At 68.0% G+C, this 26,448-nt stretch carries 22 protein-coding genes; 9 read left to right on the top strand and 13 right to left on the bottom strand.

What is annotated here, in order from left to right; genetic code table 11:
• Nucleotides 1-6: 6 nt before the first annotated feature.
• From gyrB to dnaA, 6 genes are all read right to left on the bottom strand, one after another.
• Nucleotides 7-2,112: a DNA topoisomerase (ATP-hydrolyzing) subunit B gene (gyrB, locus tag OG520_RS20360; protein WP_406014092.1), complete on the bottom strand. Its 2,106-nt coding sequence runs from the start codon at nucleotides 2,110-2,112 to the stop codon at nucleotides 7-9.
• 447 nt (nucleotides 2,113-2,559) lie between these two features.
• Nucleotides 2,560-3,132, bottom strand: a complete 573-nt coding sequence (locus OG520_RS20355) for a DUF721 domain-containing protein (RefSeq protein ID WP_399328676.1) — start codon at nucleotides 3,130-3,132, stop codon at nucleotides 2,560-2,562.
• On the bottom strand, nucleotides 3,129-4,259 hold the full coding sequence (recF, locus tag OG520_RS20350) for a DNA replication/repair protein RecF (protein WP_399328677.1): 1,131 nt from the start codon (nucleotides 4,257-4,259) through the stop codon (nucleotides 3,129-3,131). Before recF ends, OG520_RS20355 begins: the two co-directional genes overlap by 4 nt.
• An 85-nt stretch (nucleotides 4,260-4,344) precedes the next feature.
• Nucleotides 4,345-5,223, bottom strand: coding sequence for a phosphogluconate dehydrogenase (NAD(+)-dependent, decarboxylating) (gene gnd / locus OG520_RS20345; protein WP_406014091.1), 879 nt, complete (start codon nucleotides 5,221-5,223; stop codon nucleotides 4,345-4,347).
• A gap of 145 nt (nucleotides 5,224-5,368) precedes the next feature.
• The gene (dnaN, locus tag OG520_RS20340) at nucleotides 5,369-6,499 is read right to left on the bottom strand and encodes a DNA polymerase III subunit beta (RefSeq protein ID WP_072487582.1); all 1,131 of its coding nucleotides are present in this window, start codon (nucleotides 6,497-6,499) and stop codon (nucleotides 5,369-5,371) included.
• 1,171 nt (nucleotides 6,500-7,670) lie between these two features.
• The gene (gene dnaA, locus OG520_RS20335) at nucleotides 7,671-9,479 is read right to left on the bottom strand and encodes a chromosomal replication initiator protein DnaA (protein WP_399328678.1); all 1,809 of its coding nucleotides are present in this window, start codon (nucleotides 9,477-9,479) and stop codon (nucleotides 7,671-7,673) included.
• A gap of 370 nt (nucleotides 9,480-9,849) precedes the next feature.
• On the opposite strand from dnaA, the gene rpmH reads away from it, so the two are divergent.
• The 9 genes from rpmH (at nucleotide 9,850) to OG520_RS20290 (ending at nucleotide 16,732) form a co-directional block, all read left to right on the top strand.
• Nucleotides 9,850-9,987 (top strand): 50S ribosomal protein L34, encoded by a 138-nt coding sequence (gene rpmH, locus OG520_RS20330; RefSeq protein WP_030930485.1) that lies wholly within the window; start codon nucleotides 9,850-9,852, stop codon nucleotides 9,985-9,987.
• An 18-nt stretch (nucleotides 9,988-10,005) separates the two neighbouring features.
• A complete protein-coding gene (rnpA, locus tag OG520_RS20325; RefSeq protein WP_399328679.1) occupies nucleotides 10,006-10,377 on the top strand; it encodes a ribonuclease P protein component in 372 nt (123 codons plus the stop codon).
• Nucleotides 10,374-10,733 (top strand): membrane protein insertion efficiency factor YidD, encoded by a 360-nt coding sequence (gene yidD, locus OG520_RS20320; protein WP_266416835.1) that lies wholly within the window; start codon nucleotides 10,374-10,376, stop codon nucleotides 10,731-10,733. The genes rnpA and yidD overlap by 4 nt, the downstream gene beginning before the upstream one ends.
• 3 nt (nucleotides 10,734-10,736) lie before the next feature.
• The gene (gene yidC, locus OG520_RS20315; RefSeq protein ID WP_406014090.1) at nucleotides 10,737-11,999 is read left to right on the top strand and encodes a membrane protein insertase YidC; all 1,263 of its coding nucleotides are present in this window, start codon (nucleotides 10,737-10,739) and stop codon (nucleotides 11,997-11,999) included.
• A gap of 14 nt (nucleotides 12,000-12,013) precedes the next feature.
• A complete protein-coding gene (locus OG520_RS20310) occupies nucleotides 12,014-12,523 on the top strand; it encodes a R3H domain-containing nucleic acid-binding protein (RefSeq protein ID WP_124719874.1) in 510 nt (169 codons plus the stop codon).
• A gap of 109 nt (nucleotides 12,524-12,632) precedes the next feature.
• Entirely contained in the window at nucleotides 12,633-13,349 is a 717-nt protein-coding gene (gene rsmG / locus OG520_RS20305) for a 16S rRNA (guanine(527)-N(7))-methyltransferase RsmG (RefSeq protein ID WP_399328682.1), read from the top strand.
• Between the two features lie 291 nt (nucleotides 13,350-13,640).
• Nucleotides 13,641-14,717, top strand: coding sequence for a ParA family protein (locus tag OG520_RS20300; protein ID WP_406016529.1), 1,077 nt, complete (start codon nucleotides 13,641-13,643; stop codon nucleotides 14,715-14,717).
• Nucleotides 14,714-15,814: a ParB/RepB/Spo0J family partition protein gene (locus tag OG520_RS20295; protein WP_406014089.1), complete on the top strand. Its 1,101-nt coding sequence runs from the start codon at nucleotides 14,714-14,716 to the stop codon at nucleotides 15,812-15,814. The genes OG520_RS20300 and OG520_RS20295 overlap by 4 nt, the downstream gene beginning before the upstream one ends.
• 300 nt (nucleotides 15,815-16,114) lie before the next feature.
• Nucleotides 16,115-16,732, top strand: a complete 618-nt coding sequence (locus OG520_RS20290; RefSeq protein ID WP_385337500.1) for a GNAT family N-acetyltransferase — start codon at nucleotides 16,115-16,117, stop codon at nucleotides 16,730-16,732.
• A 79-nt stretch (nucleotides 16,733-16,811) separates the two neighbouring features.
• Here OG520_RS20290 and trxA read toward each other — a convergent pair whose 3' ends face one another.
• The 7 genes from trxA to OG520_RS20255 all read right to left on the bottom strand — a co-directional run bounded on the left by trxA (nucleotide 16,812) and on the right by OG520_RS20255 (nucleotide 26,446).
• Nucleotides 16,812-17,144, bottom strand: a complete 333-nt coding sequence (gene trxA, locus OG520_RS20285; RefSeq protein ID WP_266416822.1) for a thioredoxin — start codon at nucleotides 17,142-17,144, stop codon at nucleotides 16,812-16,814.
• A 47-nt stretch (nucleotides 17,145-17,191) separates the two neighbouring features.
• Entirely contained in the window at nucleotides 17,192-18,154 is a 963-nt protein-coding gene (gene trxB / locus OG520_RS20280; RefSeq protein WP_399328685.1) for a thioredoxin-disulfide reductase, read from the bottom strand.
• 134 nt (nucleotides 18,155-18,288) lie between these two features.
• Entirely contained in the window at nucleotides 18,289-19,245 is a 957-nt protein-coding gene (locus OG520_RS20275) for an anti-sigma factor family protein (RefSeq protein WP_406014088.1), read from the bottom strand.
• Nucleotides 19,242-19,940 (bottom strand): RNA polymerase sigma factor SigM, encoded by a 699-nt coding sequence (sigM, locus tag OG520_RS20270; RefSeq protein ID WP_399328687.1) that lies wholly within the window; start codon nucleotides 19,938-19,940, stop codon nucleotides 19,242-19,244. The genes OG520_RS20275 and sigM overlap by 4 nt, the downstream gene beginning before the upstream one ends.
• A gap of 168 nt (nucleotides 19,941-20,108) precedes the next feature.
• Nucleotides 20,109-21,812 (bottom strand): protein kinase family protein, encoded by a 1,704-nt coding sequence (locus OG520_RS20265; RefSeq protein ID WP_406014087.1) that lies wholly within the window; start codon nucleotides 21,810-21,812, stop codon nucleotides 20,109-20,111.
• 127 nt (nucleotides 21,813-21,939) lie between these two features.
• A complete protein-coding gene (murJ, locus tag OG520_RS20260) occupies nucleotides 21,940-24,099 on the bottom strand; it encodes a murein biosynthesis integral membrane protein MurJ (protein ID WP_406014086.1) in 2,160 nt (719 codons plus the stop codon).
• Between the two features lie 49 nt (nucleotides 24,100-24,148).
• Nucleotides 24,149-26,446, bottom strand: coding sequence for a DUF6049 family protein (locus OG520_RS20255; protein ID WP_399328690.1), 2,298 nt, complete (start codon nucleotides 26,444-26,446; stop codon nucleotides 24,149-24,151).
• Nucleotides 26,447-26,448: the final 2 nt, after the last annotated feature.

Genomic DNA, 26,448 nt, shown 5'->3' with positions numbered 1-26,448 from the left:
GCCGACTCAGATGTCGAGGAAGCGGACGTCCTTGGCGTTGCGCTGGATGAACGAGCGCCGCGCCTCGACGTCCTCGCCCATCAGCACCGAGAAGAGGTCGTCGGCCTGCGCCGCGTCGTCCAGCGTGACCTGGCCGAGAACCCGGTGGTCGACGTCCATCGTGGTGACGCGCAGCTCCTCGGCGTTCATCTCGCCGAGACCCTTGAAGCGCTGGATCGAGTCTTCCTTGATCCGCTTGCCGTTCTGCTTGCCCAGCTCGACCAGGGCGTCGCGCTCCCGGTCCGAGTACGCGTACTCGAAGTCGTCCCGGCCCCACTTGATCTTGTAGAGCGGCGGGCGGGAGAGATACACGTGCCCGGCCTCGACCAGCGGACGCATGAAGCGGAAGAGGAACGTCAGCAGCAGGGTGTTGATGTGCTGACCGTCGACATCGGCGTCCGCCATCAGGATGATCTTGTGATAGCGCAGCTTCTCGATGTCGAAGTCCTCGTGGACCCCGGTACCGAAGGCCGAGATCAGCGCCTGGACCTCGGTGTTCTGCAGGATCTTGTCGACCCGGGCCTTCTCGACGTTCAGGATCTTGCCGCGGATCGGCAGGATCGCCTGGTACATCGGATTACGGCCGGACTTCGCCGAACCACCGGCGGAGTCACCCTCGACAATGAAGATCTCGCACTTCGTCGGGTCGTTGGACTGGCAGTCGCTGAGCTTGCCCGGCAGCGAGGCGCTCTCCAGGAGCCCCTTACGACGGGTCAGGTCACGCGCCTTGCGGGCCGCGACACGGGCCGTGGCCGCCGCGATGCCCTTGCGGATGATGTCGGCCGCTTCGTTCGGATTGCGGTCGAACCAGTCCGTGAGCTGCTCGTGGACGACCTTCTGGACGAAGGTCTTCGCCTCCGTGTTGCCCAGCTTGGTCTTCGTCTGGCCCTCGAACTGCGGCTCGCCCAGCTTCACCGAGATGATCGCCGTCAGACCCTCGCGGATGTCGTCACCCGTGAGGTTGTCGTCCTTCTCGCGCAGCAGCTTCTTCTCGCGCGCGTACTTGTTGACCAGCGTGGTCAGCGCGGCGCGGAAACCTTCCTCGTGCGTACCGCCCTCATGCGTGTGGATCGTGTTCGCGAAGGAGTAGACCCCCTCGCTGTACTGCGTGTTCCACTGCATCGCGATCTCGGCCGAGAGGAGACGCTCCTTGTCCTCGGCCTCGATGTCGATCACCGACTGGTGAATGACATCGCCCTTGCGGGAGTTGAGGTACTTCACGAAGTCGACGATGCCGCCCTCGTAGTGGTACGTGACCGTACGGGCCTGCTCCGCCTCGGCGGCCTCGGCCACCTCGGCAACATCCGCGCCCAGCGTCGCCTTCGCCGACTCGCGCTCGTCGGTGAGCTTGATCGTCAGGCCCTTGTTGAGGAACGCCATCTCCTGAAAGCGGCGCGACAGGGTCTCGAAGGAGTACTCGGTCGTCTCGAAGATGTCCCCGTCGGCCCAGAAGGTGACGGACGTCCCCGTCTCTTCGGTGGCCTCGTTGCGGGCCAGCGGAGCAGTGGGCACACCGAGCTTGTAGTCCTGGGTCCAGCGGTAACCGTCCGTCCGGACCTCGACCGAGACCCGCGACGACAGCGCGTTGACCACGGAGACACCGACACCGTGCAGACCGCCGGAGACGGCGTAGCCGCCGCCGCCGAACTTGCCGCCGGCGTGCAGCACCGTCAGCACGACCTCGACCGCGGGCTTCTTCTCCGACGGCACGATGCCGACCGGGATGCCTCGGCCGTTGTCGATCACGCGGACCCCGCCGTCGGCGAGGATCGTGACGTCGATCGTGTCCGCGTGCCCGGCCATCGCCTCGTCGACCGAGTTGTCCACGACCTCTTGCACGAGGTGGTGGAGGCCGCGCTCACCGGTGGAACCGATGTACATGCCAGGCCGCTTACGGACCGCGTCCAGACCCTCGAGGACGGTGATCGCGCTGGCGTCGTACGAGGCGGTGACCTCGCCGGTGCCCACGGCCTCGCCCGCGGCGACAGCCTCGGCGCTCTCACCGGGTGTGGACGGAATGTTCTCGTTGGGGTTGCCGGAATCGGCCACGAAGCGCCCTTTCTGGCACAGCACAGGCCGTTCTCCGGGCAAACGGGAGCGGCTGCGTCGTTCGGCTTGTATCGACGACTCCCGCAAAGGTGCGGGATTGTCCACCAGTCTACCGGTAGCGCTGACATGAATGGGGGTTTGCCGGTACCTGAGTACGCATGTGCCGCCCTGAATGAGCGGCTGACGACTCCCCATATTCAGGAAGGGCCCTCAGGAGGCTCACGCGGGCCTTGAGCGCTTCGGCCTGTCAAGCTCCCGCTACCGTGAGGGACGCCCCATTCTCACCGCGTGGTTTCAACCACCGCATACCCGTACAGGACGGACCCGACGGGCAGTGCCCCGCACAGACAGCCCAGCACCGCGGCAGAGCCGCGTCCGGACCGGGAACGGGGCCCGCACAGGGCCCGGAAGAGACAGCGGAGCAGCACGACAACAGCCCTGCGACAGCTCCGAAACTGAGAAAAGCCCAGGTCAGCCGTAGGTATCGCCCGGACCGGTGCTTCCCGGTGCCCGCAGCGGACCGAACCTGCGCTGGGGACCACCGGGCCCCAGTACCTTGATCAACCGCACCGTGCCCTGCCCCAGATCCGCGTTCAGCCGGGCCACCAGCTGAGGCGCCAGCAACCGCAGCTGCGTCGCCCACGCCGTCGAGTCGCACTGCACCGTCAGCACCCGCTCGTCCGGATCCTCGTCGTACCGCAGCGGCACACAATGATTGGCCAGATCTTCACCGACGATCTGCGGCCAGCGCCCCATCACCCCGCCCACCGCCGCGGGCGTCTCCCAGCCGCGCTCGGTGATCAGACGGTTGATCGCGGAACCCAGCGGCAACGGATCACGCCCATCGGCCCGCGCGCCCGAACGCAGCCCGCCACCCCGCCTGGCCTGCTTCTTCTGCTGCGCGGCAGCACCACGTGCGCGCGCCTGCTCCTTGGCCGCGCGCAACGCCACCCGCGCCAGATCGACACCCGAGGGCTCCGGAGCCTTCCCCCCGCCGGAACGCTCCCGCGACGGCTCCCCGAGCCCCTCGCCACGGCCGCTCACAGCCGCTCCACCTCACCCGCGGACACCGCGTACCGCGCCCCCGCCAGCACCCCCGGGACGTCGTCGTCCACCGCGGCCGTCACCAGCACCTGCTCACCCGGGGCCACCAGCTCCGCCAGCCGCTCACGGCGCCGCGCGTCCAGCTCCGCGAAGACGTCGTCCAGCACCAGCACCGGCTCATTGCCCTCGCTGCGCAGCAGATCGTACGAAGCCAGCCGCAGCGCCAACGCGTACGACCAGGACTCACCGTGGCTCGCGTACCCCTTGGCCGGCATCCCCCGCAGCCCCAGCAGCAGATCGTCACGGTGCGGACCGACCAGGGTCACACCCCGCTCGATCTCCTGCTTGCGGACATCCACCAGGGCGGCGATCAGCTGCTCGTACAGCTCCTCACGGGTACGGGCGGACTCCGCACCCGCCCCGACCGAGCTTCGGTACTCCAACGCCACCGGGCCACCGCCCGGCGCGACATCCCCGTACGCCTTGTCCGCCAGCGGTTGCAAGGTCGCGATCAGATCCAGCCGCTGCGCCAGCAGCTCCGCACCCACCCGGCCCAGATGCTGGTCCCACACGTCGAGCGTGGACAGATCCATCGACCTGCCGCCGTGCCGACGCGCCATCGCCGCCGACTTCAGCAGCGTGTTGCGCTGCTTCAGCACCCGCTCGTAGTCCGAGCGCACACCCGCCATCCGCGGCGAACGAGCCGTGATCAACTCGTCGAGGAAGCGCCGACGCTCCCCGGGATCGCCCTTGACCAGCGCCAGATCCTCCGGCGCGAACAGCACCGTACGTACTATCCCCAGCACGTCACGCGGTCTGACCTGCGACGATCTATTGATACGGGCCCGGTTGGCCTTGCCGGGATTGAGCTCCAGCTCGATCAGCTGCGAACGCTCTCCCTGTGTCACGGCGGCGCGGACGACAGCCCGGTCCGCGCCCATCCGCACCAGCGGCGCATCGGAGGAGACCCGGTGGCTGCCGAGCGTCGCGAGATAGCCGACCGCCTCCACCAGATTCGTCTTGCCCTGGCCATTGGCCCCCACGAAAGCGGTGACGCCCGGCTCGAGAGGTACCTCGACCCGGGCGTACGAGCGGAAGTCGGCCAGCGAGAGATGCGTGACATGCATGGGTGTACGCCGACCTTCCCGGCTTCCTGCTCCGTGCTTCGTGGGGCGAACCGGACGCCTGGGTCCGGCCCGCCTCCCGTTGCGGTTACTTCTTGTTCTCGACCGCGTGGCCACCGAACTGGTTGCGCAGCGCGGCGATCATCTTCATCTGCGGGGAGTCGTCCTGGCGCGAGGCGAAACGCGCGAAGAGCGACGCGGTGATCGCGGGCAGCGGCACCGCGTTGTCGATCGCGGCCTCCACCGTCCACCGGCCCTCACCGGAGTCGGCGGCGTAGCCACGGAGCTTGTCGAGGTGCTCGTCGTCGTCCAGCGCGTTGACCGCCAGGTCGAGCAGCCAGGAACGGATGACCGTGCCCTCCTGCCAGGAGCGGAAGACCTCGCGCACATCGGTGACGGAGTCGACCTTCTCCAGAAGCTCCCAGCCCTCGGCGTAGGCCTGCATCATGGCGTACTCGATGCCGTTGTGGACCATCTTCGCGAAGTGGCCTGCGCCGACCTTGCCCGCGTGCACGGAACCGAAGTCGCCCTCGGGCTTCAGTGCGTCGAAGACCGGCTGGACCTTCGCCACGCTCTCGGCGTCGCCGCCGTACATCAGCGCGTAGCCGTTCTCCAGGCCCCAGACGCCGCCGGAGACGCCGCAGTCCACGAAGCCGATGCCCTTGATGCCCAGCTCGACCGCGTGCTTCTCGTCATCGGTCCAGCGGGAGTTCCCGCCGTCCACAACGATGTCGCCGGGCGAGAGGAGACCGGCGAGCTCGTCGATCGTGGCCTGGGTCGGGGCGCCGGCCGGAACCATCACCCAGATGACCCGGGGACCCTTCAGCTTGCCCACAAGCTCTTCGAGGCTGTGGACATCGGAGACGTCCGGGTTGCGGTCGTAACCGATGACGGTGTGGCCTGCGCGGCGGATGCGCTCGCGCATGTTGCCGCCCATCTTGCCGAGGCCGACGAGACCGAGCTCCATCAGAGATTCCTTAAGCGTTGTGCCGATTCGTACCCAAGGACGAGCCTACGCCCGGCCTGGGACGGACCGACGGGCATGCTCGGAGCCGAGCGTGCCCGTCGGAAGATCCGCCATGACCGGACCGATGACCGGACCTGCGACCGGGTCAGCCGGAGAGGCGGACCGGCATGATCAGGTACTTGTACGCGTCGTCGGCCTCGGCATCCACGGCCGGGCGGCCGCTGAGCAGCGCGGGCTTGGTGGATGTCGTGAACGAGAGCTGGGCGACCGGGGAGTCGATCGCGCTCAGCCCGTCCAGCAGGAAGGTCGGGTTGAAGGCGATCGAGATGTCGTCGCCCTCCAGCACCGCGTCGACCCGCTCCACAGCCTGTGCGTCGTCGCTGGAACCCGCCTCCAGGATCAGCACGCCCTGCTCGAAGCTGAGCCGCACCGGGGTGTTCCGCTCGGCGACGAGAGCCACACGCTTGACGGCCTCGACGAACGGCGCCGTCTCGATGACCGCCACCGAGTTGAACTCCGTGGGGAAGAGCGTGCGGTACTTCGGCAGATCGCCTTCGAGCAGCCGCGTGGTCGTCCGCCGGCCCGCGCCCTCGAAACCGATCAGCCCTTCACCGGCACCCGAGCCGGACAGCGCCAGGGTCACCGTGTCACCGCTGGTCAGGGCCTTGGCAGTGTCCAGCAGCGTCTTGGCGGGCACCAGGGCAACGGCCGAGGCGTCCGGGTTCTCCGGCTTCCAGAGGAACTCGCGGACCGCGAAGCGGTAGCGGTCGGTCGAGGCCAGGGTGACGGTGTCGCCCTCGATCTCGATCCGCACACCGGTCAGCACCGGCAGCGTGTCGTCACGGCCCGCGGCGATGGCGACCTGGGCGGCGGCCGAGGCGAAGACCTCGCCGGGGACCGTGCCCGTCGCGGTCGGCATCTCGGGAAGCGCCGGATACTCCTCCACAGGAAGGGTGTGGAGTGTGAATCGCGAGGAGCCGCAGACCACGGTCGCCCGTACACCGTCTGTGGAAATCTCCACCGGGCGGTTGGGAAGGGCGCGGCAGATGTCGGCGAGCAGCCGGCCGGAGACCAGCACCGTGCCGTCCTCCTCGACCTCGGCGTCCACCGAGACCCGGGCCGAGACCTCGTAGTCGAAGCTGGAGAAGCTGAGGGCCCCGTCCTCAGCCTTCAGCAGAAGGCCCGCAAGAACGGGCGCCGGCGGACGGGCCGGGAGGCTACGGGCCACCCAGGCCACAGCCTCCGCGAGTACATCGCGCTCCACCCGGATCTTCACCGGAACCGCCTCCTGCTGTTGCTCGCTCGCCCTGCTGGCCTTCGTCGTCTGATCGGGTCTCCTGCCGACGAGGCAGGAAGGACGCCGGGGACCAGTCTGACGTACGGCACCGACACTCGGTGCTGCTCGGGGTCAAGTCGCGACAAGAGCCTCGGAGCGCTCCGGCCCCGAGTTGTGCACAGGCCCCACTTCGAAGCGGATTCCGGGCTAACTCTATGTGGCAGTAGTAGTAGGGCCTGTGGAAACCGTGGATAACGTCGTTTCCGCAGGTCAAGTCCGGTTTTTTGTCCACCGACCCTGTGGGTGGCACCGGTGGACAACACGGCGCTTCTGTGGACACAGGAAAGTTCTGCACACCCGATGCACAGGACAGGGGGGTTTCTCCCCAGGGCTGTCCCCAGCTTTACCCAGGTTCCCCACAGCCCAACCGACCCTCTTGGTGTGACGCCTTTCACTCGGCGCGGTGAAAGGCAGTGCCGCGTTGCCGAACAGTGGACAGAGGTGTGGAGAAGCAGCAGGAAGCTGGGGACAACACGGCTCGACCTGTGGGTCGCCGGTGGACAACATCATCCGCCTCCTGTGGACGAATATTTTGTCCACAGGCTGTGGATCATTGTTGACCACAAATCCCCAGGCCCTTGACCTGGCCTGATGGAGTATCGGTAGTCGGCCCTGTGGAAGCAATATGGACAACTTCCGGATCCCCAGGCTGTGGAGGGGGAAAACTCCCCAGATCTGTGGAGAACGGACGGCCAGCGGCAGGTATTCGAACACCGCGGTGGACTCGGAGCGTTGGCAGTGGGGTCCGGGGCGGGCGATGGGAGGTCCCCGGGAGGCGTTCGGACGGCATTCGGGCGGTCTCCAGGGGCCTTTGAACGGTCTCCGCGGCGCCTCCGGGCGGTCTCTGAGGGCCTTCCGGCGGCTTCCGGGTGGCTCCGGCGCGGCCTCCGGCGGTTTTCAGGACGGCCTCAGGACGGCTATCAGGACGTCCTGAGGGCGGTTTCCAGGCGGTTTCCAGGCAACGAAAAGGGCGCCCGAGGAACCCTGTGAGGGCTCTTCGGGCGCCCTGAGGCGCGTACGGGAGCAGCTGTCGAGGTGCGTGGCGACCCGGGTGCCGACCTGGGTGCCGACCTGGGTGCCGACCGGCGCCGGCGCAGGTGGCGGCGGTCCGTCAGCCGTTCTTGATGCGGTTGGTGAGCTCGGTGACCTGGTTGTAGATGGAGCGCCGTTCCGCCATCAGTGCGCGGATCTTCCGGTCGGCGTGCATCACCGTCGTATGGTCGCGGCCGCCGAACTGCGCACCGATCTTGGGCAGTGAGAGATCGGTGAGCTCCCGGCAGAGGTACATGGCGATCTGGCGCGCCGTCACCAGCACGCGGCTGCGCGAGGTTCCGCAGAGATCGTCCACCGTGAGGCCGAAGTAGTCCGCGGTCGAGGCCATGATGGCCGTCGCCGTGATCTCCGGAGCCGAGTCCTCGCCACCCGGGATCAGGTCCTTCAGCACGTGCTCGGTCAGCCCGAGGTCCACCGGCTGACGGTTGAGACTGGCGAAGGCCGTGACCCGGATCAGAGCCCCCTCCAGCTCCCTGATGTTCCGGGAGATACGGGAGGCGATGAACTCCAGCACCTCCGGCGGGGCATTGAGCTGCTCCTGCACCGCCTTCTTGCGGAGGATCGCGATCCGCGTCTCCAGCTCCGGCGGCTGCACGTCGGTGGTCAGACCCCACTCGAAACGGTTCCGCAACCGGTCCTCCAGGGTCACCAGCTGCTTGGGCGGCCGGTCGGAGGACAGCACGATCTGCTTGTTGGCGTTGTGGAGCGTATTGAAGGTGTGGAAGAACTCCTCCTGCGTCGACTCCTTGCTCGCCAGGAACTGGATGTCGTCGACGAGCAGGATGTCCACATCCCGGTAGCGCTTGCGGAAGGTGTCGCCCTTACCGTCGCGGATCGAGTTGATGAACTCGTTGGTGAACTCCTCGGAGCTCACGTACCGCACCCGGGTGCCCGGGTAGAGGCTGCGGGCGTAGTGACCGATCGCGTGCAGCAGGTGGGTCTTGCCGAGCCCGGACTCCCCGTAGATGAAGAGCGGGTTGTACGCCTTGGCGGGGGCTTCGGCGACCGCGACCGCCGCGGCGTGCGCGAACCGGTTGGACGCGCCGATGACGAAGGTGTCGAAGAGGTACTTCGGATTCAGCCGGGCCGCCGGTTCGCCGGGGCCGGGCGTGGGAGCCGGCTGCGAGCCCATCGGTCCGGAGGCGCCGCCGGGCCGTCCGGTGCCGACGCCGCCCTGCCGGTGCTGCGGCTGGGGCTCCTGCATGTCGTGGTGGTCGGGGCGCTGCTGCTCGTAACCCTGGCGTTCGGGCGGCTGCGGACGGTAGTCGTGCTGCGGCTGCTGGGGGCGGCCGCCGGCGTACGGCTCGCGCCACTGGTCCGCGGGAGCCTCGCGGTCCTGGAATCCGCCGAGCCGGGGCTGCTGCCAGGAGAGGTCCTCCTGGGTGCGCGGCCACGCGCCGGGGTCGGGACGCTGCTGCTGGTAGTCGGGGTAGGCCGGCCGGGCGGTCGGCATGCCGTCGTCGGAGGGCCGGTGCCCGTATCCGTCGTACGCGTCGTTGTGCTGCCGCTCGTCGTGCTGCGGTCCCTGGTAGCGGTGCTGCTGGGGCTGCTGGGACTGGTGCATCGGAGGCGCGGGCGGGCTCGGAGGCTCGCCCGCGGAGTCGTCGACGGTGATCGCGATGCGGATCGGGCGGCCGCATTCGCGGCTCAGCGTCTCGCTGATGAGCGGCGCGAGCCGGCCTTCGAGGACGCGCTTGCCCCATTCATTGGGGACGGCGAGCAGCGCGGTGTCCGCGACCAGGGCGAGCGGCTGGCAGCGCTCGATCCACTGTTTGTCCTTCGGCTCGATGCCCTGTTGGCCCTCCCCGAGGAGATGCTCCAGCACTCGTGGCCACACTGCGGCAAGATCGGCAGGTACGTCAGCCACAGGGCACGCTCTCTCGCAGGTCCCACGAATGTGTGGTTCTCGGGACGGGATGGGTGGGGACCGGCAGGCAGGAAGAAAAGACCGGAACTCAACCACGGTAGTCAGGGCGACCCGCGTGGTTCAAGTTGTTGTCCACAGCCTGTGCACAGTGGGGGGTGTTGCGGAGCCGGTTTGACCGGATGGCGTAGCCGCGCGTACCGTGACCAGGTCGAGTTGTCGATGGCTGCTGCCGCCTGCCTCCGATGGGCAAAGATCACGATCCTGTGATTGTGAAGCGGTGCACTAGAGCGTTTACGCGAGTCTCTCGTGGGCGCACGGTGACAGCCAGGCGATGTCCCGCCAACACACGAGTCATTTCTGGAGCCCCCTAGTGAGCAAGCGCACCTTCCAGCCGAACAACCGTCGTCGCGCGAAGACCCACGGCTTCCGGCTGCGTATGCGCACCCGTGCCGGCCGCGCGATTCTCGCGTCCCGCCGTGGCAAGGGTCGCGCCAACCTGTCCGCCTGATCGCTTACAGGTCATGACGTGCTGCCTACCGAGAATCGGCTGAGGCGGCGCGAGGACTTCGCGACCGCAGTACGTCGAGGACGCCGGGCCGGCCGCCCGCTACTCGTCGTTCATCTACGCAGCGGTGCAACGGACCCGCACGTGACTGGGGAGAATGCTCCCCCGCCGCGTGCGGGTTTCGTTGTCAGCAAAGCCGTGGGTGGAGCGGTTGTACGCACAGCGGTGAAGCGGAAGCTTCGCCACCTGGTCCGAGAACGGCTTGCCCTGCTGCCCCCCGGTAGCCTGGTTGTCGTACGAGCGTTGCCCGGAGCGGGCGACGCCGACCATGGACAGCTGGCCCGAGACCTGGACGCCGCTCTGCAGCGGCTGCTGGGAGGGGGCGCGCGATGAAGTACCCGCTGCTGGCTCTTATCAAGCTGTATCAGTGGACGATCAGCCCACTTCTCGGGCCTGTCTGCCGTTACTACCCGTCGTGTTCCCACTATGGATATACGGCGATCGACCGGCACGGAGCGATCAAGGGAACCGCGCTGACGGCCTGGCGCATCCTGCGGTGCAATCCGTGGTCACCCGGTGGCGTGGACCATGTTCCACCACGCAAACGTCCGCGTTGGCATGAACTCCTGCGTAATGCCATGCGCGGTGGCAAGGGCGGGGACTCCGCCGCTGATGCGTCTGTCCGGGGATCGGCTTCCGAAGCCCCGAGTCAGGCCGCAGAGACTTCGCCCAATGCTCAAGGAGCCTGATTAGTGGACACGATTGCCAGTCTGTTCAGCTTTATCACCTGGCCCGTCTCATGGGTCATCGTCCAGTTCCACACGTTGTACGGAGCGATCTTCGGCGATGACACGGGTTGGGCCTGGGGCCTGTCCATCGTGTCCCTGGTGGTGCTGATCCGGATCTGCCTGATCCCGCTTTTCGTGAAGCAGATCAAGTCGACCCGCAACATGCAGGTGCTCCAGCCGAAGATGAAGGCGATCCAGGAGCGTTATAAGAGCGACAAGCAGCGTCAGTCCGAAGAGATGATGAAGCTGTACAAGGAGACGGGTACCAACCCGCTCTCCTCGTGCCTTCCCATCCTGGCGCAGTCACCGTTCTTCTTCGCCCTGTATCACGTGCTGTCGGCCATCGCCTCGAACAAGAAGATCGGTGTCATCGATCAGTCGCTGCTCGACAGCGCCCGTCAGGCACACATCTTCGGTGCTCCGCTCGCCGCCAAGTTCATGAACAGCTCGTCGGAGGTCAGCGCTCTCGGCGCCTCTCTGACCGATGTCCGGGTCGTCACCGCGGTCATGATCGTGATGATGTCGGCGTCGCAGTTCTTCACCCAGCGCCAGCTGATGACGAAGAACGTCGACCTGACGGTCAAGACGCCGTACATGCAGCAGCAGAAGATGCTGATGTACATCTTCCCGCTGATCTTCGCCGGCATGGGCATCAACTTCCCCGTCGGTGTCCTCGTCTACTGGCTGACCACCAACGTCTGGACCATGGGTCAGCAGATGTACGTGATCAACCAGAACCCGACCCCGGGCAGCAAGGCGCAGGACCAGTACCTGGGACGTCTGCTGAAGAGCGTCACCGCTCATGGTGAGGTTCGCGGCAGGACCCGGCGCAACACCGTCAAGCGGATCGTGGCCAAGGGCCCGGACCGCAATGACATCGAGCGGAAGTTCGTCACCGGGCTGGCCAAGCTGGGCCTCGTCGCCCAGGAGGACGGCACGGTGACCAAGGGCGAGGCCGCTGCCTCCGAGGCCGAGGGCGGAGCCGCGCAGCGGCGTCAGCAGCCCAAGCGCCAGACCAAGTCCCAGCGTCAGACCGGTGTCACGCAGGCAGGGGCCAAGGACGCCGATTCCACCGAGTCGGGTTCCAAGACCTCCCTGCAGAAGCAGGACGCATCGCAGGACGAGAAGTCCAAGCCGGCGGGCAAGCCCGCGTCCGGCTCCTCACGCCAAGCCAAGTCCGGACAGCGCAAGGGTCCGCAGCGGCCCAAGCACCCGTCCAAGAAGTAAGAAGGAGTCCATCCGTGACGGAAGGCACCACCTCCACGGCCGCTGAGGGCAGCGACACCTTGACCCGCCTTGAGCAGGAGGGCGAGATCGCAGCGGACTACCTCGAAGGTCTGCTCGACATCGCCGACCTGGACGGCGACATCGACATGGATGTCGAGGCGGACCGGGCCGCGGTCTCGATCATCAGCGACTCGGCACGTGATCTGCAGAAGCTCGTGGGCCGCGACGGTGAGGTGCTGGAGGCGCTCCAGGAGCTGACGCGGCTTGCTGTTCACCGGGAGACCGGAGACCGCAGCCGGCTGATGCTGGACATCGCGGGCTTCCGGGCCAAGAAGCGGGCGGAGCTCGCCGAGCTGGGTGCCAAGGCCGCGGATGAGGTCAAGAGCACCGGTGAGCCGGTGAAGCTGGACCCGATGACGCCGTTCGAGCGCAAGGTTGTTCACGACGCGGTCGCGGCCGCCGGTCTGCGCAGCGAGTCCGAGGGCGAGGAGCCGGAGCGCTTCGTCGTCGTCCTCCCGGCCTGACCGGACCCTAGTTCTGCCGGCCCCGTCTGTTCGCAGGCGGGGCCGATCTTTGTCAGCCTGATAGTCAGCCACCCACAGTGCGGTAGTGCGGTATGGAAGGACGGTCCCCGTGACGGCGGAAGTAGAGCTTCCCCAGGCGCCCCAAGGAGCGCGGGCGGTTTTCGGCGAGTTCTTCCCGGAGGCCGTCCGGTACGCGGAGCTGCTGGCGGACGCCGGGGTGAAGCGGGGGCTGATCGGCCCGCGTGAGGTCCCGCGGCTGTGGGAGCGGCATCTGCTGAACTGCGCGGTGCTCTCCGAGGTCGTGCCCGAGGGAGTCACGGTCTGCGATGTGGGTTCGGGTGCGGGTCTTCCCGGTATCCCGCTGGCGCTGGTGCGCCGGGATCTCAAGATCACCTTGCTGGAGCCACTGCTCCGGCGCACGAATTTCCTTCAGGAAGTCGTGGAGCTGCTGGGTCTGGACCATGTGACGGTCGTGCGTGGCCGGGCCGAGGAGGTTCTGGGCTCGCTTCAGCCGGTACATGTGGTGACGGCTCGTGCTGTGGCGCCGCTGGACCGGCTGGCCGGTTGGGGCGTTCCGCTGCTGCGTCCGTACGGAGAGATGCTGGCGCTCAAGGGGGACACCGCCGAGGAGGAGATCGTCGGGGCTCGTGCGGCGCTGAGCAAGCTCGGTGTGGTGGAGACCGAGGTGCTGCATGTCGGGGAGGGCGTTGTCGACCCGATGTCCACGGTGGTGCGTGTGGTGGTCGGTGAGAGTCCGGGTGGTGTGAGGTTCGCCGCAAAGAGGGCCAAGGCCGCCAGGACGAGTCGTACGAGGCGCCGTCGCTGACGTCTCTGGTCGCGCCGCGGGGGCGAGTGCTACGTGCGGTTCATGCCGTCTGCCGGTTGTGCTTCCGGTATGTAGCCGTACGTCCCCATGCGGAGTGTCGTGCCCCTGTAGCTAGGCTGCAGGGGCATCGTGTTTCACGTGAAACGTCGCTCTCTGCTGCATGGAATCATCAGCCGCGGTCGCGTGGCTGCCGCGCCGCGGCATCGCAGGCCCGTTAGGGCTACGGAGTTGTCCACAGAAGTGGATTCATCCACAGAAGAGCGGGCCTCGCTGGTTCACGACCCCGAAAGCATGGCAGGCTCTGTTCATTGCGAGCCTGAAGTCGAGGAGAGTGAATCCTTGCGGTCCGACGCCAACATCGCGGGACCGATGACCGATCCGGTCCCCAGTCCCCGAACCGAATCGGCGGGGGAGGGTGTTTCACGTGAAACACCGCCGCCGATGGACGACACACCCATCGGTCGCGCGGCCCAGCTGGCGGTTGAGGCCCTCGGCCGCGCCGGCGAGGGCCTGCCCCGTCCTGACCGGACGCGCGTCATGGTGGTGGCCAATCAGAAGGGTGGAGTGGGCAAGACAACCACGACGGTCAATCTTGCTGCCTCACTCGCGCTTCACGGCGCACGTGTTCTGGTCGTCGACCTCGACCCGCAGGGGAACGCCTCTACGGCTCTGGGTATCGATCACCATGCCGAAGTCCCCTCCATCTATGACGTCCTGGTGGAGAGCAGGCCGCTCTCCGAGGTGGTTCAGCCCGTACCGGACGTCGAAGGTCTCTTCTGCGCCCCCGCCACCATCGATCTCGCCGGTGCGGAGATCGAGCTGGTGTCGCTGGTGGCGCGGGAGAGTCGACTGCAGCGAGCGATCCAGGCGTATGAGCAGCCGTTGGACTACATCCTCATCGACTGCCCGCCTTCGCTCGGCCTGCTGACGGTCAATGCGATGGTCGCCGGCGCAGAGGTGCTGATCCCTATCCAGTGCGAGTACTACGCGCTGGAAGGGCTGGGGCAGCTGCTGCGCAATGTGGACCTGGTGCGGGGGCATCTCAACCCCGATCTTCATGTGTCGACGATCCTGCTCACCATGTACGACGGCAGGACCAGGCTCGCTTCGCAGGTCGCGGAGGAGGTGCGCAGCCACTTCGGCAAAGAGGTGCTGCGGACGAGTATTCCGCGATCGGTGCGGATTTCGGAGGCGCCCAGTTACGGGCAGACCGTGCTGACCTACGACCCGGGTTCCAGCGGGTCGCTGTCGTACCTCGAAGCGGCGCGTGAGATCGCCCTGCGGGGTGTCGGGGTCCACTACGAGTCCCAGCACGCCCGAACGGGCAGCGGGAACAGCCAGCAGAGCATTTCGGAGGGGATTCAGTGAGTGAGCGTCGAAGAGGGTTGGGGCGTGGGCTGGGTGCCCTGATCCCCGCCGCTCCGCAGGAGAAGCAGGTGCCGTCCTCAGGGGTGGGATCGACCTCTGCCGGGGCGGGTCCTGTGATGACGGCGGAGCGGGGGGTGGCTGCGGCAAAGGTGGCCGCTCTCGGGGGCGCTCCGGTTGTGCCGGAGCCGAGTGCGCCGGTTTCGGAGTCCGGAGCGGCCGCCGAATCGGTGGGACCCGCCGGGGCGTACTTCGCCGAGGTTCTTCTCGGCTCCATCACGCCGAATCCCCGCCAGCCCCGTGAGGTGTTCGACGAGGATGCACTCGCGGAGTTGGTGACCTCCATCAAGGAGGTGGGCCTTCTCCAGCCCGTTGTCGTGCGGAAGGTGGGGCCGGAGCGCTATGAGCTCATCATGGGCGAGCGGCGCTGGAGGGCCTGCCGGGAGGCGGGTCTGGAGCGGATCCCGGCTATCGTCCGGGCCACGGATGACGAGAAGCTTCTCCTGGACGCACTCCTGGAGAACCTTCACCGGTCTCAGCTGAACCCGTTGGAGGAGGCAGCCGCGTACGACCAGCTGCTCAAGGACTTCAAGTGCACGCATGACCAGCTGGCCGACCGGATCGGGCGTTCCCGGCCGCAGGTGTCGAACACGCTGCGACTGCTGAGGCTGTCGGCCCCGGTGCAGCGGAGGGTGGCGGCCGGGGTGCTGTCCGCCGGTCATGCGCGGGCGCTGCTGTCCGTGGACGACTCGGAGGAGCAGGACAGGCTGGCTCATCGCATTGTGGCCGAGGGGCTTTCGGTGCGTGCGGTCGAGGAGATCGTGACCCTCATGGGCTCCAGCCCCACGAGCCCTGCCAAGTCCAAGGGGCCGCGGGCCGGTGGTCGGGTGTCGCCCGCACTGTCGGACCTCGCCACCCGGCTCTCGGACCGCTTCGAGACCAGAGTGAAGGTCGACCTCGGTCAGAAGAAGGGGAAGATCGTCGTCGAGTTTGCGTCGATGGAGGATCTGGACCGCATTCTCGGCAGCCTGGCACCGGGTGAGGGGCGCGTGCTGGATCAGGCACCCTCCGAGGATTCCGCGGAGGACGACGAGGGCTGACCCTGCTGACAGGGTTGTGGGGCGGGCTGTATTCCGGGGGTTACCGGAACACAGCCCGCCCTTTGCTTTCTCTCGGTGTCGGCTTCATCCCTGGGTGGATACGATGCGTTCTGGTATGGCACATCCGGCTTGGGCCACCTCGGTAGGGAGGGCCATGCGATCAGTGAGCCGCAGCCGACTGATGACAGTGGGGCTGGGCCTGGGGGCTGTCGGAGGGTTCGTCGGCAGCCTGCTCCTCGAACGGAGTGCACTGACTGTCGCACGCGACGCGGCGGGCGAAGGAAGCGAGGAACAGCCTTCATGGGGCGTCGGCTCGTACCGCTCACACTGGACAACCTTTCCGATCTCCCCGGACGCTGCCGCTCGTGTGTCTTCTGGGAGCTTGATCCGGTCAGCGGGGAAGCTGCGGTAAAGGCGGGGACACCCGAGCTGGAGAAGGAGGCCTGGATCTCGGCCGTTCTCCTGGAGTGGGGGTCGTGCGGCCGCGTTGTCTATGTCGACGATGTGCCGGTGGGCTTCGTTCTCTATGCGCCGCCGGCCTATGTGCCGCGTTCGACCGCGTTTCCCACCAGCCCTGTCTCCCCCGATGCCGTGCAGTTGATGACTGCCTGGATCGTGCCGGGCTACCAGGGGCAGGGACTGGGCCGGGTCATGGTGCAGGCCGTTGCCAAGGACCTGCTGCGTCGGGGGTTCAAGGCGATCGAGGCTTTCGGTGATGCTCGGTGGAAGGAGCCTGCCTGTGTGCTTCCCGCGGATCATCTGCTGGCAGTCGGCTTCAAGACCGTGCGGCCGCATCCCGTTCATCCGAGGCTGAGGCTGGAACTGCGTACGACGCTGTCCTGGAAGGAGGACGTCGAGCTTGCACTGGACCGGTTGCTCGGTGCAGTGCAGAAGGAGCCGGCGTTGAGGCCGCTGTGATCCGAGAGCCCATGACAACGTGAAACGGGTCCATCCCCGAGGGATGGACCCGTTTCACGTGAAACAGCGAGTTGCGGCCCTACTCGCCGAGGAAGCCTTCGAGGTCGCGGAGGATCGCGGCCTTCGGCTTGGCACCGACGATGGTCTTGGCGACCTCGCCGCCCTGGTAGACGTTCAGGGTCGGGATGGACATGACGCCGTACTTGGCGGCCGTGGCCGGGTTCTCGTCGATGTTGAGCTTGACGATCTCGATCTGGTCGCCGTGCTCGGCGGCGATGGCCTCCAGGGAGGGGGCGATCTGACGGCACGGGCCGCACCAGGCAGCCCAGAAGTCCACCAGCACAGGCTTGTCGCTCTTCAGGACGACCTCGTCGAAGGAGTCGTCGGTCACGTTCTTCAGGGCGCCGGCCACGGCGGCCTCCTTAACTTCTTGGGGTGTGTGGGGGTGCGAGTCGTGAGTCAGGCGGTGGCCGCGGCGGCCTTCTCGTCGTCGGCGAGCGCGGCGAGGAAGCGCTCGGCGTCCAGTGCGGCCGAGCAGCCGGTGCCGGCAGCGGTGATGGCCTGCCGGTAGGTGTGGTCGACGACGTCACCGGCGCCGAAGACACCGGTCAGGTTGGTACGCGTCGAGGGAGCAGCGACCTTGAGGTAGCCCTCGTCATCGAGGTCGAGCTGGCCCTTGAAGAGTTCGGTGCGCGGGTCGTGGCCCACCGCGATGAACAGGCCGGTCACCGCGAGCTCCGACGTCTCGCCGGTCTTGGTGTTCCGAAGGGTCAGGCCGGACAGCTTCTGTTCGCCGTGCACTCCGGCAACCTCGCTGTCCCAGGCGAACTTGATCTTCGGGTCGGCGAAGGCGCGCTCCTGCATCGCCTTGGAGGCGCGCAGCGTGTCGCGGCGGTGGACGATGGTGACCGACTTGGCGAAGCGGGAGAGGAAGGTCGCCTCCTCCATCGCGGTGTCGCCGCCGCCGACCACGGCGATGTCCTGGTCCTTGAAGAAGAAGCCGTCACAGGTGGCGCACCAGGAGACGCCGCGTCCGGAGAGGGCGTCCTCGTTGGGCAGGCCGAGCTTGCGGTGCTGGGAACCCGTCGTCACGATGACGGCTTTGGCGCGGTGCACCGTGCCGGCCGTGTCGGTGACGGTCTTGATGTCTCCGGTGAGGTCCACGGAGACGACATCGTCGGGGACGAGCTCGGCACCGAAGCGTTCGGCCTGGGCGCGCATGTTGTCCATGAGCTCCGGGCCCATGATCCCGTCCTGGAAGCCCGGGAAGTTCTCCACGTCGGTGGTGTTCATCAGCGCGCCACCGGCGGTGACGGCGCCCTCGAACACCAGCGGCTTCAGCGAGGCGCGTGCGGTGTAAAGGGCGGCCGTGTAGCCCGCGGGGCCGGAGCCGATGATGATCACATTACGGACGTCGCTCACGGGTTTCTTCCTCGTCTCTGCAGACTGCCTACTGTCCACGCCTACTGGGGTCGGTTCAACGACTCCCACCCCACCCAACGGATCCTACGGGGGATGCATTCCCCGGCGTGCCGGGGCGGCGTCCGGCACGATTCTCAGGGGCGTGCGTAGGTGCGGGTCAGCAGGAGCTCACCCTTGCCCGTGGGCTGCTTCTGGACGCAGGACGCGTCGACGACGTACGCCTGGACGCGGGTCGCGTCGGACGGGTGCGGAAGGACGACGAGGAAGGCATCCGTGCCTTGGTAGGTGCCTTCCTCCACTGCGAGGGCCGCGGCATTGCGCCCGGTGCCCTGCTCCACACAGGGCGGGACGGACACGGTGGGTGCGCGCAAGGGCGTCTGGGGCGACCCGGATCCGGCAGAGGCGCTCTTGGGCGTCGATTGCGCCCCGATGGACGGCGTCTGCTCCTCGGCCCCCACACCGTCCGCCGACTTCGATGGCTTCGAGCCGGTGCTCAGAAGAAGCGTGTGTACCCGGTCCTCAAGCGTGGACTCCGAGAACGTCCCTCCGCCGTTCTCCCCGGCGCTGGAACTACGGTCCGCTGCCTTGAGGCTCCCGGAATTCTGGGACGGCTGGACGCTCTGCAGCAGGAAGACGCTCACGCCGACCACGGCCGCACCGAGAGCGGCCCCGAGCACGGCCGTGCGACGGCGGCGCCGGAGCGGCCGGCGGCCGGGGCCGGTGGTCGCCCGGGGGCGCCCTGCGGGACGGTCCGAGGGGCTGGGCTCTGCCTTCGGCTTCTCCGCTGCGGGCGGCTCTGTTTCACGTGAAACATGCAGCGAGCCGGATGGTGGCGTGGTGCCGAGAGCCGCTTCGGCGGCGAGTGCGGCATCGATGCGGTCCACGATGTCGTCCGGCATGCGCTGCGGCACGGGCACGGTGCCGAGCAGCTCGCGGATCTCCAGGAGAGAGGCATGGACCTCACCGCAGAGTGCGCAGCCGTCCACATGGTCGCGTACCTCTGCCGCACGTGACGGTGGGAGCAGCCCCTCCGCCAGGTCGGAGATCTCTGTGACGTCCGGGTGCTGGGTCGTGTCGGTCGTTGATGTCATGTGCGCCCACCTCCGCCCTTCACTGCAGCGGGATCGCTTGTGCCCGCATCTCTCGGCCCCGATGCCGGTGGGACGGATGTACGCGGCGTCCGGTTCCTTTTCGTGGCTGTCCCGTCGGTGACCTCGCTGCGGAGGTGGGTGAGCAGCGGGGCCAGCCGGGCCCGCCCCCGCGCACAGCGGCTTTTCACGGTGCCTGTCGGTACGTCGAGGATGCGTGCCGCCTCGGCCACGGGGTAGCCCTGCATGTCCACGAGGACGAGTGCGGCCCGTTGCTCGGCGGGGAGAGTGGCGAGTGCGGCCAGGAGCTCGCGATGCAGGTCCTGGCGCTCCGCCGGTGCCTCCGCGGATTCGTGCGGTTCGAGGAGTTGCTCGAACCGTTCGGTGTCGTCGACCGGCGCGGTCCTGCGGGTGGCTGCCTTGCGGACCCGGTCGAGGCAGGCGTTGACGGTGATGCGGTGCAGCCAGGTGGTGACGGCGGACTGGCCGCGGAAGGTGTGGGCGGCCCGGAAGGCGGAGACAAGGGCGTCCTGGACGGCGTCCGCGGCTTCCTCGCGGTCACCCAGGGTCCGTATCGCCACGGCCCACAGCCGGTCGCGGTGGCGCCGTACCAGCTCGCCGAAGGCGTCCGGTTCGCCGGCCACATGGCGAGCGAGGAGGTCTGAGTCGCTGAGTGGTTCCGACGGCTCGGCGGCCACCTCCCCCTCCCTCCCTTTTGCTGCGTCAAGGTGCGTCTGTCTATCACGATTCGAGCGTGCGGGGGCAGGGGGCGAAAGAGGCACTGTCCGATGCGGGAACGAGAACTTCAGGCACGGGAGCGCCGGAAGTGCGGGAGGCCGGTGGAGGCACCCCCACCGGCCTCTCCGTCACTTGAGTACGGAGATCTCCGAGATTCCGCCCCGGTAGCCACCTGTTCCGTCCGACGGCAGTTCGGTGAGATGGATCAGGACATAGCGCGTCCGTACCGGCTTGGAGAAGGTCTCCTTCAGATCGCTTCCCACCGTTCCGAGCTCTGTGAGGCGCTGCGGGAAGTCCGAGAGGGACGACGGGGCGGAGGCGCTCGGATCGGCCGCCAGTACCTCGGTCTTCTGTCCGCTGCGGTACATCTTGGCCGTGATTCCCGCGACGTCCTTGACGCTGCCCAGGTCGACGACTATGCCGCTGCCGTCCTTGCGGTTCGAGTAGTTGCCGAAGTTCGCGTAGCCCACATAGCGCGGGGTGACCCACGCCGTGCTCGCATCGCCGTCGACGGAGTTCGGCACCTCGTTCTGCTTGATCCCCGAGCCGCTGGGCATGAACTCCGTCGCACCGGCGATGCGCAGCGGTTCGGTGGGCTGCCGAGGCTTGTTGTCGCTGTTCTCCGGGTTGGTCTGTGTGCTGTCCCCGGGGTCGGAGCCCTTGTTGTGGTCGATGAGCGCCTCGGCGAGCTGCCAGCTGCCGAGGCCCAGCGCGGCGATGAGCAGCGCGGACACGGCCCACTTGAGGGCCTTGCCGGTGCGGCTCTGGAGCGGTGCCAGGGGCACGGCGATCGTGGGCGGTGCGGCGATGGGACCGGTCGGCGGACGCCCGTACGAACCCTGCTGGTAGGTCGTGCGCTGGTACTCGGGAGGCGCTGTGAAGGCGGGCTCCGGAGGACGGATGCGAGGCATCGCGGCAACGGCCTTGGCCAGCTCGTCCGGCGTGGTGCACGGCTGCTCCTGCCGGGAGGCAGTGGCGCCGTCGTTGGCGAGCGCGCGCATGGCGAGCTCGGAAAGGCCGCGGTGGACGCCGGCCCGCACCTGGTCGGGGGCGATCAGCCCCACTCCCTTGGGCAGCCCGGCCAGGCCGTACGCATCGCTCTCGTACGGCCAGCGCTGGGACAGCGCGGCGTAGAGCAGGGCGCCGATCGCCTCGGTGTCCGCTCGCTGGGGGCTGTCGGCGGTGATACCGCGCAGGGCGGCGTTCACCGCGAGGCCGCGGATCCGGTACTGCCCGGTCGAGCTCCGCAGCACCGCCCCCGGGGTGAGCCTCAGATGGGCGAGGCCTTCCCGGTGCGCTGCCGCCATGGCCTGGGAGACCTGGCCGACGAGCTGGTACGCGTCGTGCGCGTCCATCGGCCCCGAGGCCAGCAGGGAGGTGAGCTCGGTGGCGTCGGGGAGCCATTCGTGGACGACGTAGACGAGGTCGTCCTCTTCCACCGCGTCGAGGACCTGCACGAAGCGTGGGTCGCCTAGCAGCGCGGAGGACCGGGCTGCGGCCAGCACGGAGCGGGCACGCGGGTGGTCGGCCGGGAGCAGGTGGACGCCCACCGCGCGGCGCAGTTTCTCGTCGACGGCGCGCCAGCTGCTGAAGCCGTCCAGACGGGTGACGCATTCCTCGAGCCGGTAGCGTCCGGCAAGTTTGTGCCCGCTGTGCAGATCGGGGCTCGGCAGGGTGGCCTCGGAACCGATGCGTTCACCATCCGTATCCTGTGGCTTCGTGCCTGTGGTGTCCTGGGCTTCTGCCGTCCCGTCGGTCGTGGCCTCGTCCGCCAGCGGTTCATCACCACTGTTGTCGGCCACGTCGACGGCAGCCGTGCTACGTTCCGCCACCGTCGTTCCTGCCTCCCCATCCGTTGCGCGATGCCAGCCAGCTCTGCACAGTCACGCCAATTGTGCCCACACTCCGGCGCTATGCACGACACGCAAGGGGCGGTGATGGTTGTGCGGCCGTTGATCCTCAGCGACCGAGTCGCCCTCGGACCATGCCGACCATGCCGTTGATCTCCTCGATCCGCATCCGCTTGGCGGCGACGAAAAAGATCCCCAGTAGAACGGCTCCACCACAGATCAGAGCGGTGAGCGAACCGAAGGCGCCTTCGCCGAGACCCAGGAGAACGGCGAAGCCCACGCCGCCGCCGAGCACCGCTGCCGGGATCGCGGCCAGGCACAGCCGGGCGTAGGTGCGTACGACATGGGCACCGTCCAGATCTCCGCCCAGGCGGTTGCGCAGCCGTCGCCAGGCGATGCCCACGCCGACGGCGTAGGCGAGCCCGTACGAGGCGGCCATGCCCACCACTGCCCAGCGGGCGGGCAGAACCACGTAGCAGAGGGCCGAGGCTGCCGCGTTGACCGCGGCGACGATGACCGTGTTGTAGAAGGGCGTGCGGGTGTCCTCGTAGGCGTAGAAGCCGCGCAGCACGACGTACTGCACGGAGTACGGGATCAGGCCGAGACCGAAGGCCATGAGAATGAAGCCCATGGAGCGGGCGGCCTCGGTGCCCGCGGAGGCGTACAGGAGGGTGCACATCGGCAGGCCGAGTGCGAGGAAGGCGAAGGCCACCGGCACGATCGCGACGGCCGAGTTCCGCAGCCCCTGGGAGATGTCGTCACGGACGGCGCCCGGGTCGTCGTCGTGGGCGGCGCGGGAGATGCGGGGCAGCAGGGCCGCCATGACGGAGACGGTGATGATCGCCTGCGGCATGCCCCAGATGAGCTGGGCGTTGGAGTAGGCGAGGAAACCGGCGCCGTCCTTGCCGGACAGTTTGCCCGCCGAGGTCGCGAGCTGGGTGACGACGATCACACCTGCCTGGTTGGCCAGCACGAACAGGACGGTCCACTTGGCCAGCTTGACCGTCTTGCCGAGCCCGTGTCCCTTCCAGTCGAAGCGCGGGCGGAAACGGAAACCGGCCTCGCGCAGGTACGGGATCATGGCCAGGGCCTGTACGACCAGCCCGAGCAGCGTGCCGATGCCCAGGAGCCGGACGCCCTCCGGCGGAATGGTCTGGACGCCCATCTGGGACTCGGCGGACGTTCCGTAGACCCAGATGAACATGCCGAACGTGAAGATCATGACGATGTTGTTGAGGACCGGGGTCCACATCATCGCGCCGAACCTGCCGCGGGCGTTGAGGATCTGGCCCATCACGACGTGCACGCCCATGAAGAAGATGGTCGGCAGGCAGTAGCGGGCGAAGGTCACGGCGACGCTGTTGGCCGCCACGTCGTTGGCGATCGTCGGCGACATCACGTGGATCAGCCACGGAGCGGCGAAGACCGCGATCGCGACGATCACACCGAGCGCGACCATGACGAGAGTCAGCAGCCGGTTGGCGTAGGCCTCCCCGCCGTCCTCGTCGTCCTTCATGGAGCGTACGAGCTGGGGAACGAAGACCGAGTTCAGTCCGCCGCCCACGGTGAGGATGTAGATCATCGTCGGCAGTGCGGAGGCGATAGTGAAGCTGTCGCCGAGCAGTGCGGCACCGAGCGCGGCGGTGATCACGAGGCTGCGGACGAATCCGGTGAGGCGGGACACGAGCGTGCCGGCCGCCATCAGCGCGCTGGACTTCAGTATTCCGGAGGCCCGGCCGCCGGATTTGGGCGGAGCGGGTGCCGGAGCGGGCTCGGGTTCCGGAGGGACAGGGGCGGACCCTGCCGGGCCCTCCTGGTCCCGGAAGAGGTGCGCGAAGGCATCCGGCTGCTCGTCGTCCCGGGAAGCCTGGCTGACGAGGTCGTCCACCCCGACGAACTGGGTGGTCGCCGGATTGTCGCCGTACGGCAGGTGCCGCGACGGGCCACCGGGCTCGGGAGGCGGGGTCTGCGCCCAGATGCGCGGATCGGGCGGGTACTGGGCCGCGGCCGGCTGCTGGTAGAGCGGCTGGGGCTGCTGGTACGTGCCCGGGGGCGGCGGCGGGTGCGCGGCCCGGTCGTACAGGGCCTCGGTCACCGGGTCCTGTACCGACAGATCCTGGGCGCGGTAGGGATCGCGGTCGTAGGCGTCCTGCAGGTACGGATCGGGCGTCGGCGGAACCTGGCCAGGCCCCGGAGGCATCGGGGGCCCGCCGGAAGACCCGGCTCCGCCCGCACCCTGACCGCGGTCACCGTCGTACGGCGCGTTCATCGAAACCCCACCTCATCGTCCCCGGCCGACCGGCCACGACAGACATCGCTCAACGTTCCACTTTCTCACCCGAGCCCGACGGCTCCCCGCTTTCCGGACCGGTGTCCGGAGTCGGGTCACTCGGCTGCCCGGGTTCGCCGCCGTCGTCCCCGGTCGCGCCGCCCGCGTTGGCGCGCTTGCGATGGGTGTACATCCTGATGCCCGCGAGGACCAGGAGCAGCAGCCCGCCGGCGATGACCAGCAGCACGGTCGGGGTGAGCTCGGAGACCTTCACGGTGAAGGTCATCTCTCCGCCGTACGGCGTGCCGTCCTCCGTGTAGAGCTGCGCCGTCATCTGCACCTGGCCGTTGACGTTGGCCGCCGCGTCGAACTTCACGGACTGGCTGTGGCCGGCGCCGATCCGGATCGGCTGCTCCGCCACGGCCCCGCCGTCGTTGAGCTTGAGGCGTGTCGCGTTCTCCGACTTCAGTCGGAGGACGAGATGGTCCACGCCCTGCAACAGCCTGTTCTGCACGGTCACCGGGATCGTGGCGCTGCGGCCGGACAGGGTGACGTCCGACTTCGAGATGAGCTGGACCTCGTTGGTGAGGTCCTGCAGATAGGTGCGGACCGAGTCCCGGTACTGCTGGGCCTCCAGCGGCCTGCCACGCCACGACATCGACATGGACCGGTTGAGCGCGTTGCCGAAGGGGGTCACCACCCGCTCGGGCTGGGTGAGGATGACCTGGAAGTTGTTCAGCGAGGCCTGGGTGGACTTGATGTCCTGGAAGGCCTGGGTGGGCAGCTCCTGGCTGCGGAGCTTCCTCGGGTACTGGGAGGCCCCGGGGACGCTGGTCGTCGCGTCCGCGTCGGGCTTCGCACCGGCCGCTTCCACCAGCCCGAGGGGCTGTGTCCAGCGCTCGTCGTCGAGTCCGTGCAGGGCACGGGCCATCGACTGGGCCTGGGCCACGGTGGGCATCCGCTGCGGTGCGACGACGATGCTGCGCTCCGCGTCCGTGTCCTGTTCGGTCAGAGCGAGAGTCAGAGCGAGGAACTTCTGCACGGCGAGGGTGGAGTTCCCCGCCTTCGACATATCGCCCTGGAAGGCCGTGGAGAGCCGGGCATCGGCGACCACCGCGGTGGTGCCGCCGCCGATCGGCCGGGCAGCGGTCGGCGTGTACGGGAGACCGCCGGTCTCCTGGAGGCTGTCGCTGCGGGCGATCACCTTGTGGGCCCCGGCCGAGGTGGCGACATCGACGACCGACGGGTCGATCGCCCCGTCGACGGGCCACGCGAAGTCGGTCGACGGCTTCACATGGAGGATGGTCTGTACCGTCGTCCCGGCCACTTCGGTGGCGGTCTGCAGATGGCTGAGGGTGCCGGAGACGTTCTTGCCACGGTGTGCGATGGACGCCAGATCGGGATCGGCGAACGGCAGTGCGACGACCTTCCCGTCCGACACCGCGGCCTCGAGCGAGGTGAGCCACTGCTTGGCAACGGCCTGGTTCGTCCCGGCGACGGTGGTGTCGCCGGACTTGACGCGGTAGCTCCCCGTCATCGCGTCGACACTGGCCAGCAGATCCGGGTCGATCACCCAGGTCACCGGCAGTTGGCTGCCCAGCGAGACCAGCTGTTCGAGCCGTCCGCCCGGAGCCAGCTCGGCGGCCAGGTTGTCGTCCGCGAACACGGGCGTCTGCTGATCGTCGGTGCCGGTTTCGGCTGTCACATGGGCCGATGCGATGAGCGGCCAGAGATAGGTGACCTTCGTCCTGGAGTCACGCTCCTCTTCCTGCCAGGGCAGGAAGGTGCGCTCGATCCCCAGCACCTGGGGGTACGGGGCCCGGGAGGTCTGCCCCGACAGCGAGACACCGAGCTGGTAGACGCCGTCGTCGCCGAGCTCCAGCTTGTCGACCGGGACGGACAGCGTGAAGTCCTGGCTGATCCCGGAAGGGAGTTTCGCGACCTTCACGGTGTACTTGCCGCCGAGTGGGGCGGGGTCGCTGCCGAGCACGTACCCGGTGCGTCTGGCAGCGGTGTCGATCTCCGTCCTGCTGCGGAGCTTCGGGCCCACCCGAAGGTCGACCGTGGCCCCCGTGATCGTGTTCTTGCCCCTGTTGGTCAGGGTGCCGGAGACGGTCAGGGTGTCCCCCTTGACCGGCGCGCTCGGAGCCAGGGTGTTCAGGGACACGTCGACCGTTTCGGACCCGGTGGGGGCCTTGCCGGTCCCGCCGGCCTGCGCCGCGGGTGCGGTCGGGCCGGCCAGCAGAGCTGCGATGAGCGGCGCCCCGATGATCAGGGCGGCTGTGCGCCGCAGCCACCGGCGGGCAGGAGAGGGACCGATCCCCTGAATGTCTGCCGGCTCGGCCACGC

The organism is Streptomyces sp. NBC_00984, assembly GCF_045162475.1.
Classification (GTDB): Bacteria; Actinomycetota; Actinomycetes; order Streptomycetales; family Streptomycetaceae; genus Streptomyces.
The sequence above is the reverse complement of the archived record's forward strand: the minus strand, read 5'-3'. Positions and strand labels throughout refer to the sequence as shown.

What these genes read in the sequence shown, in the direction of transcription:
- recF (WP_399328677.1), bottom strand. Translation starts at nt 4,259, where the DNA reads ATGCATGTCACGCATCTCTCGCTGGCCGACTTCCGCTCGTACGCCCGG.
- gnd (WP_406014091.1), bottom strand. Translation starts at nt 5,223, where the DNA reads ATGGAGCTCGGTCTCGTCGGCCTCGGCAAGATGGGCGGCAACATGCGC.
- yidD (WP_266416835.1), top strand. Translation starts at nt 10,374, where the DNA reads ATGAAGTACCCGCTGCTGGCTCTTATCAAGCTGTATCAGTGGACGATC.
- OG520_RS20300 (WP_406016529.1), top strand. Translation starts at nt 13,641, where the DNA reads ATGGCAGGCTCTGTTCATTGCGAGCCTGAAGTCGAGGAGAGTGAATCC.
- OG520_RS20290 (WP_385337500.1), top strand. Translation starts at nt 16,115, where the DNA reads ATGGGGCGTCGGCTCGTACCGCTCACACTGGACAACCTTTCCGATCTC.
- OG520_RS20275 (WP_406014088.1), bottom strand. Translation starts at nt 19,245, where the DNA reads ATGACATCAACGACCGACACGACCCAGCACCCGGACGTCACAGAGATC.
- murJ (WP_406014086.1), bottom strand. Translation starts at nt 24,099, where the DNA reads ATGAACGCGCCGTACGACGGTGACCGCGGTCAGGGTGCGGGCGGAGCC.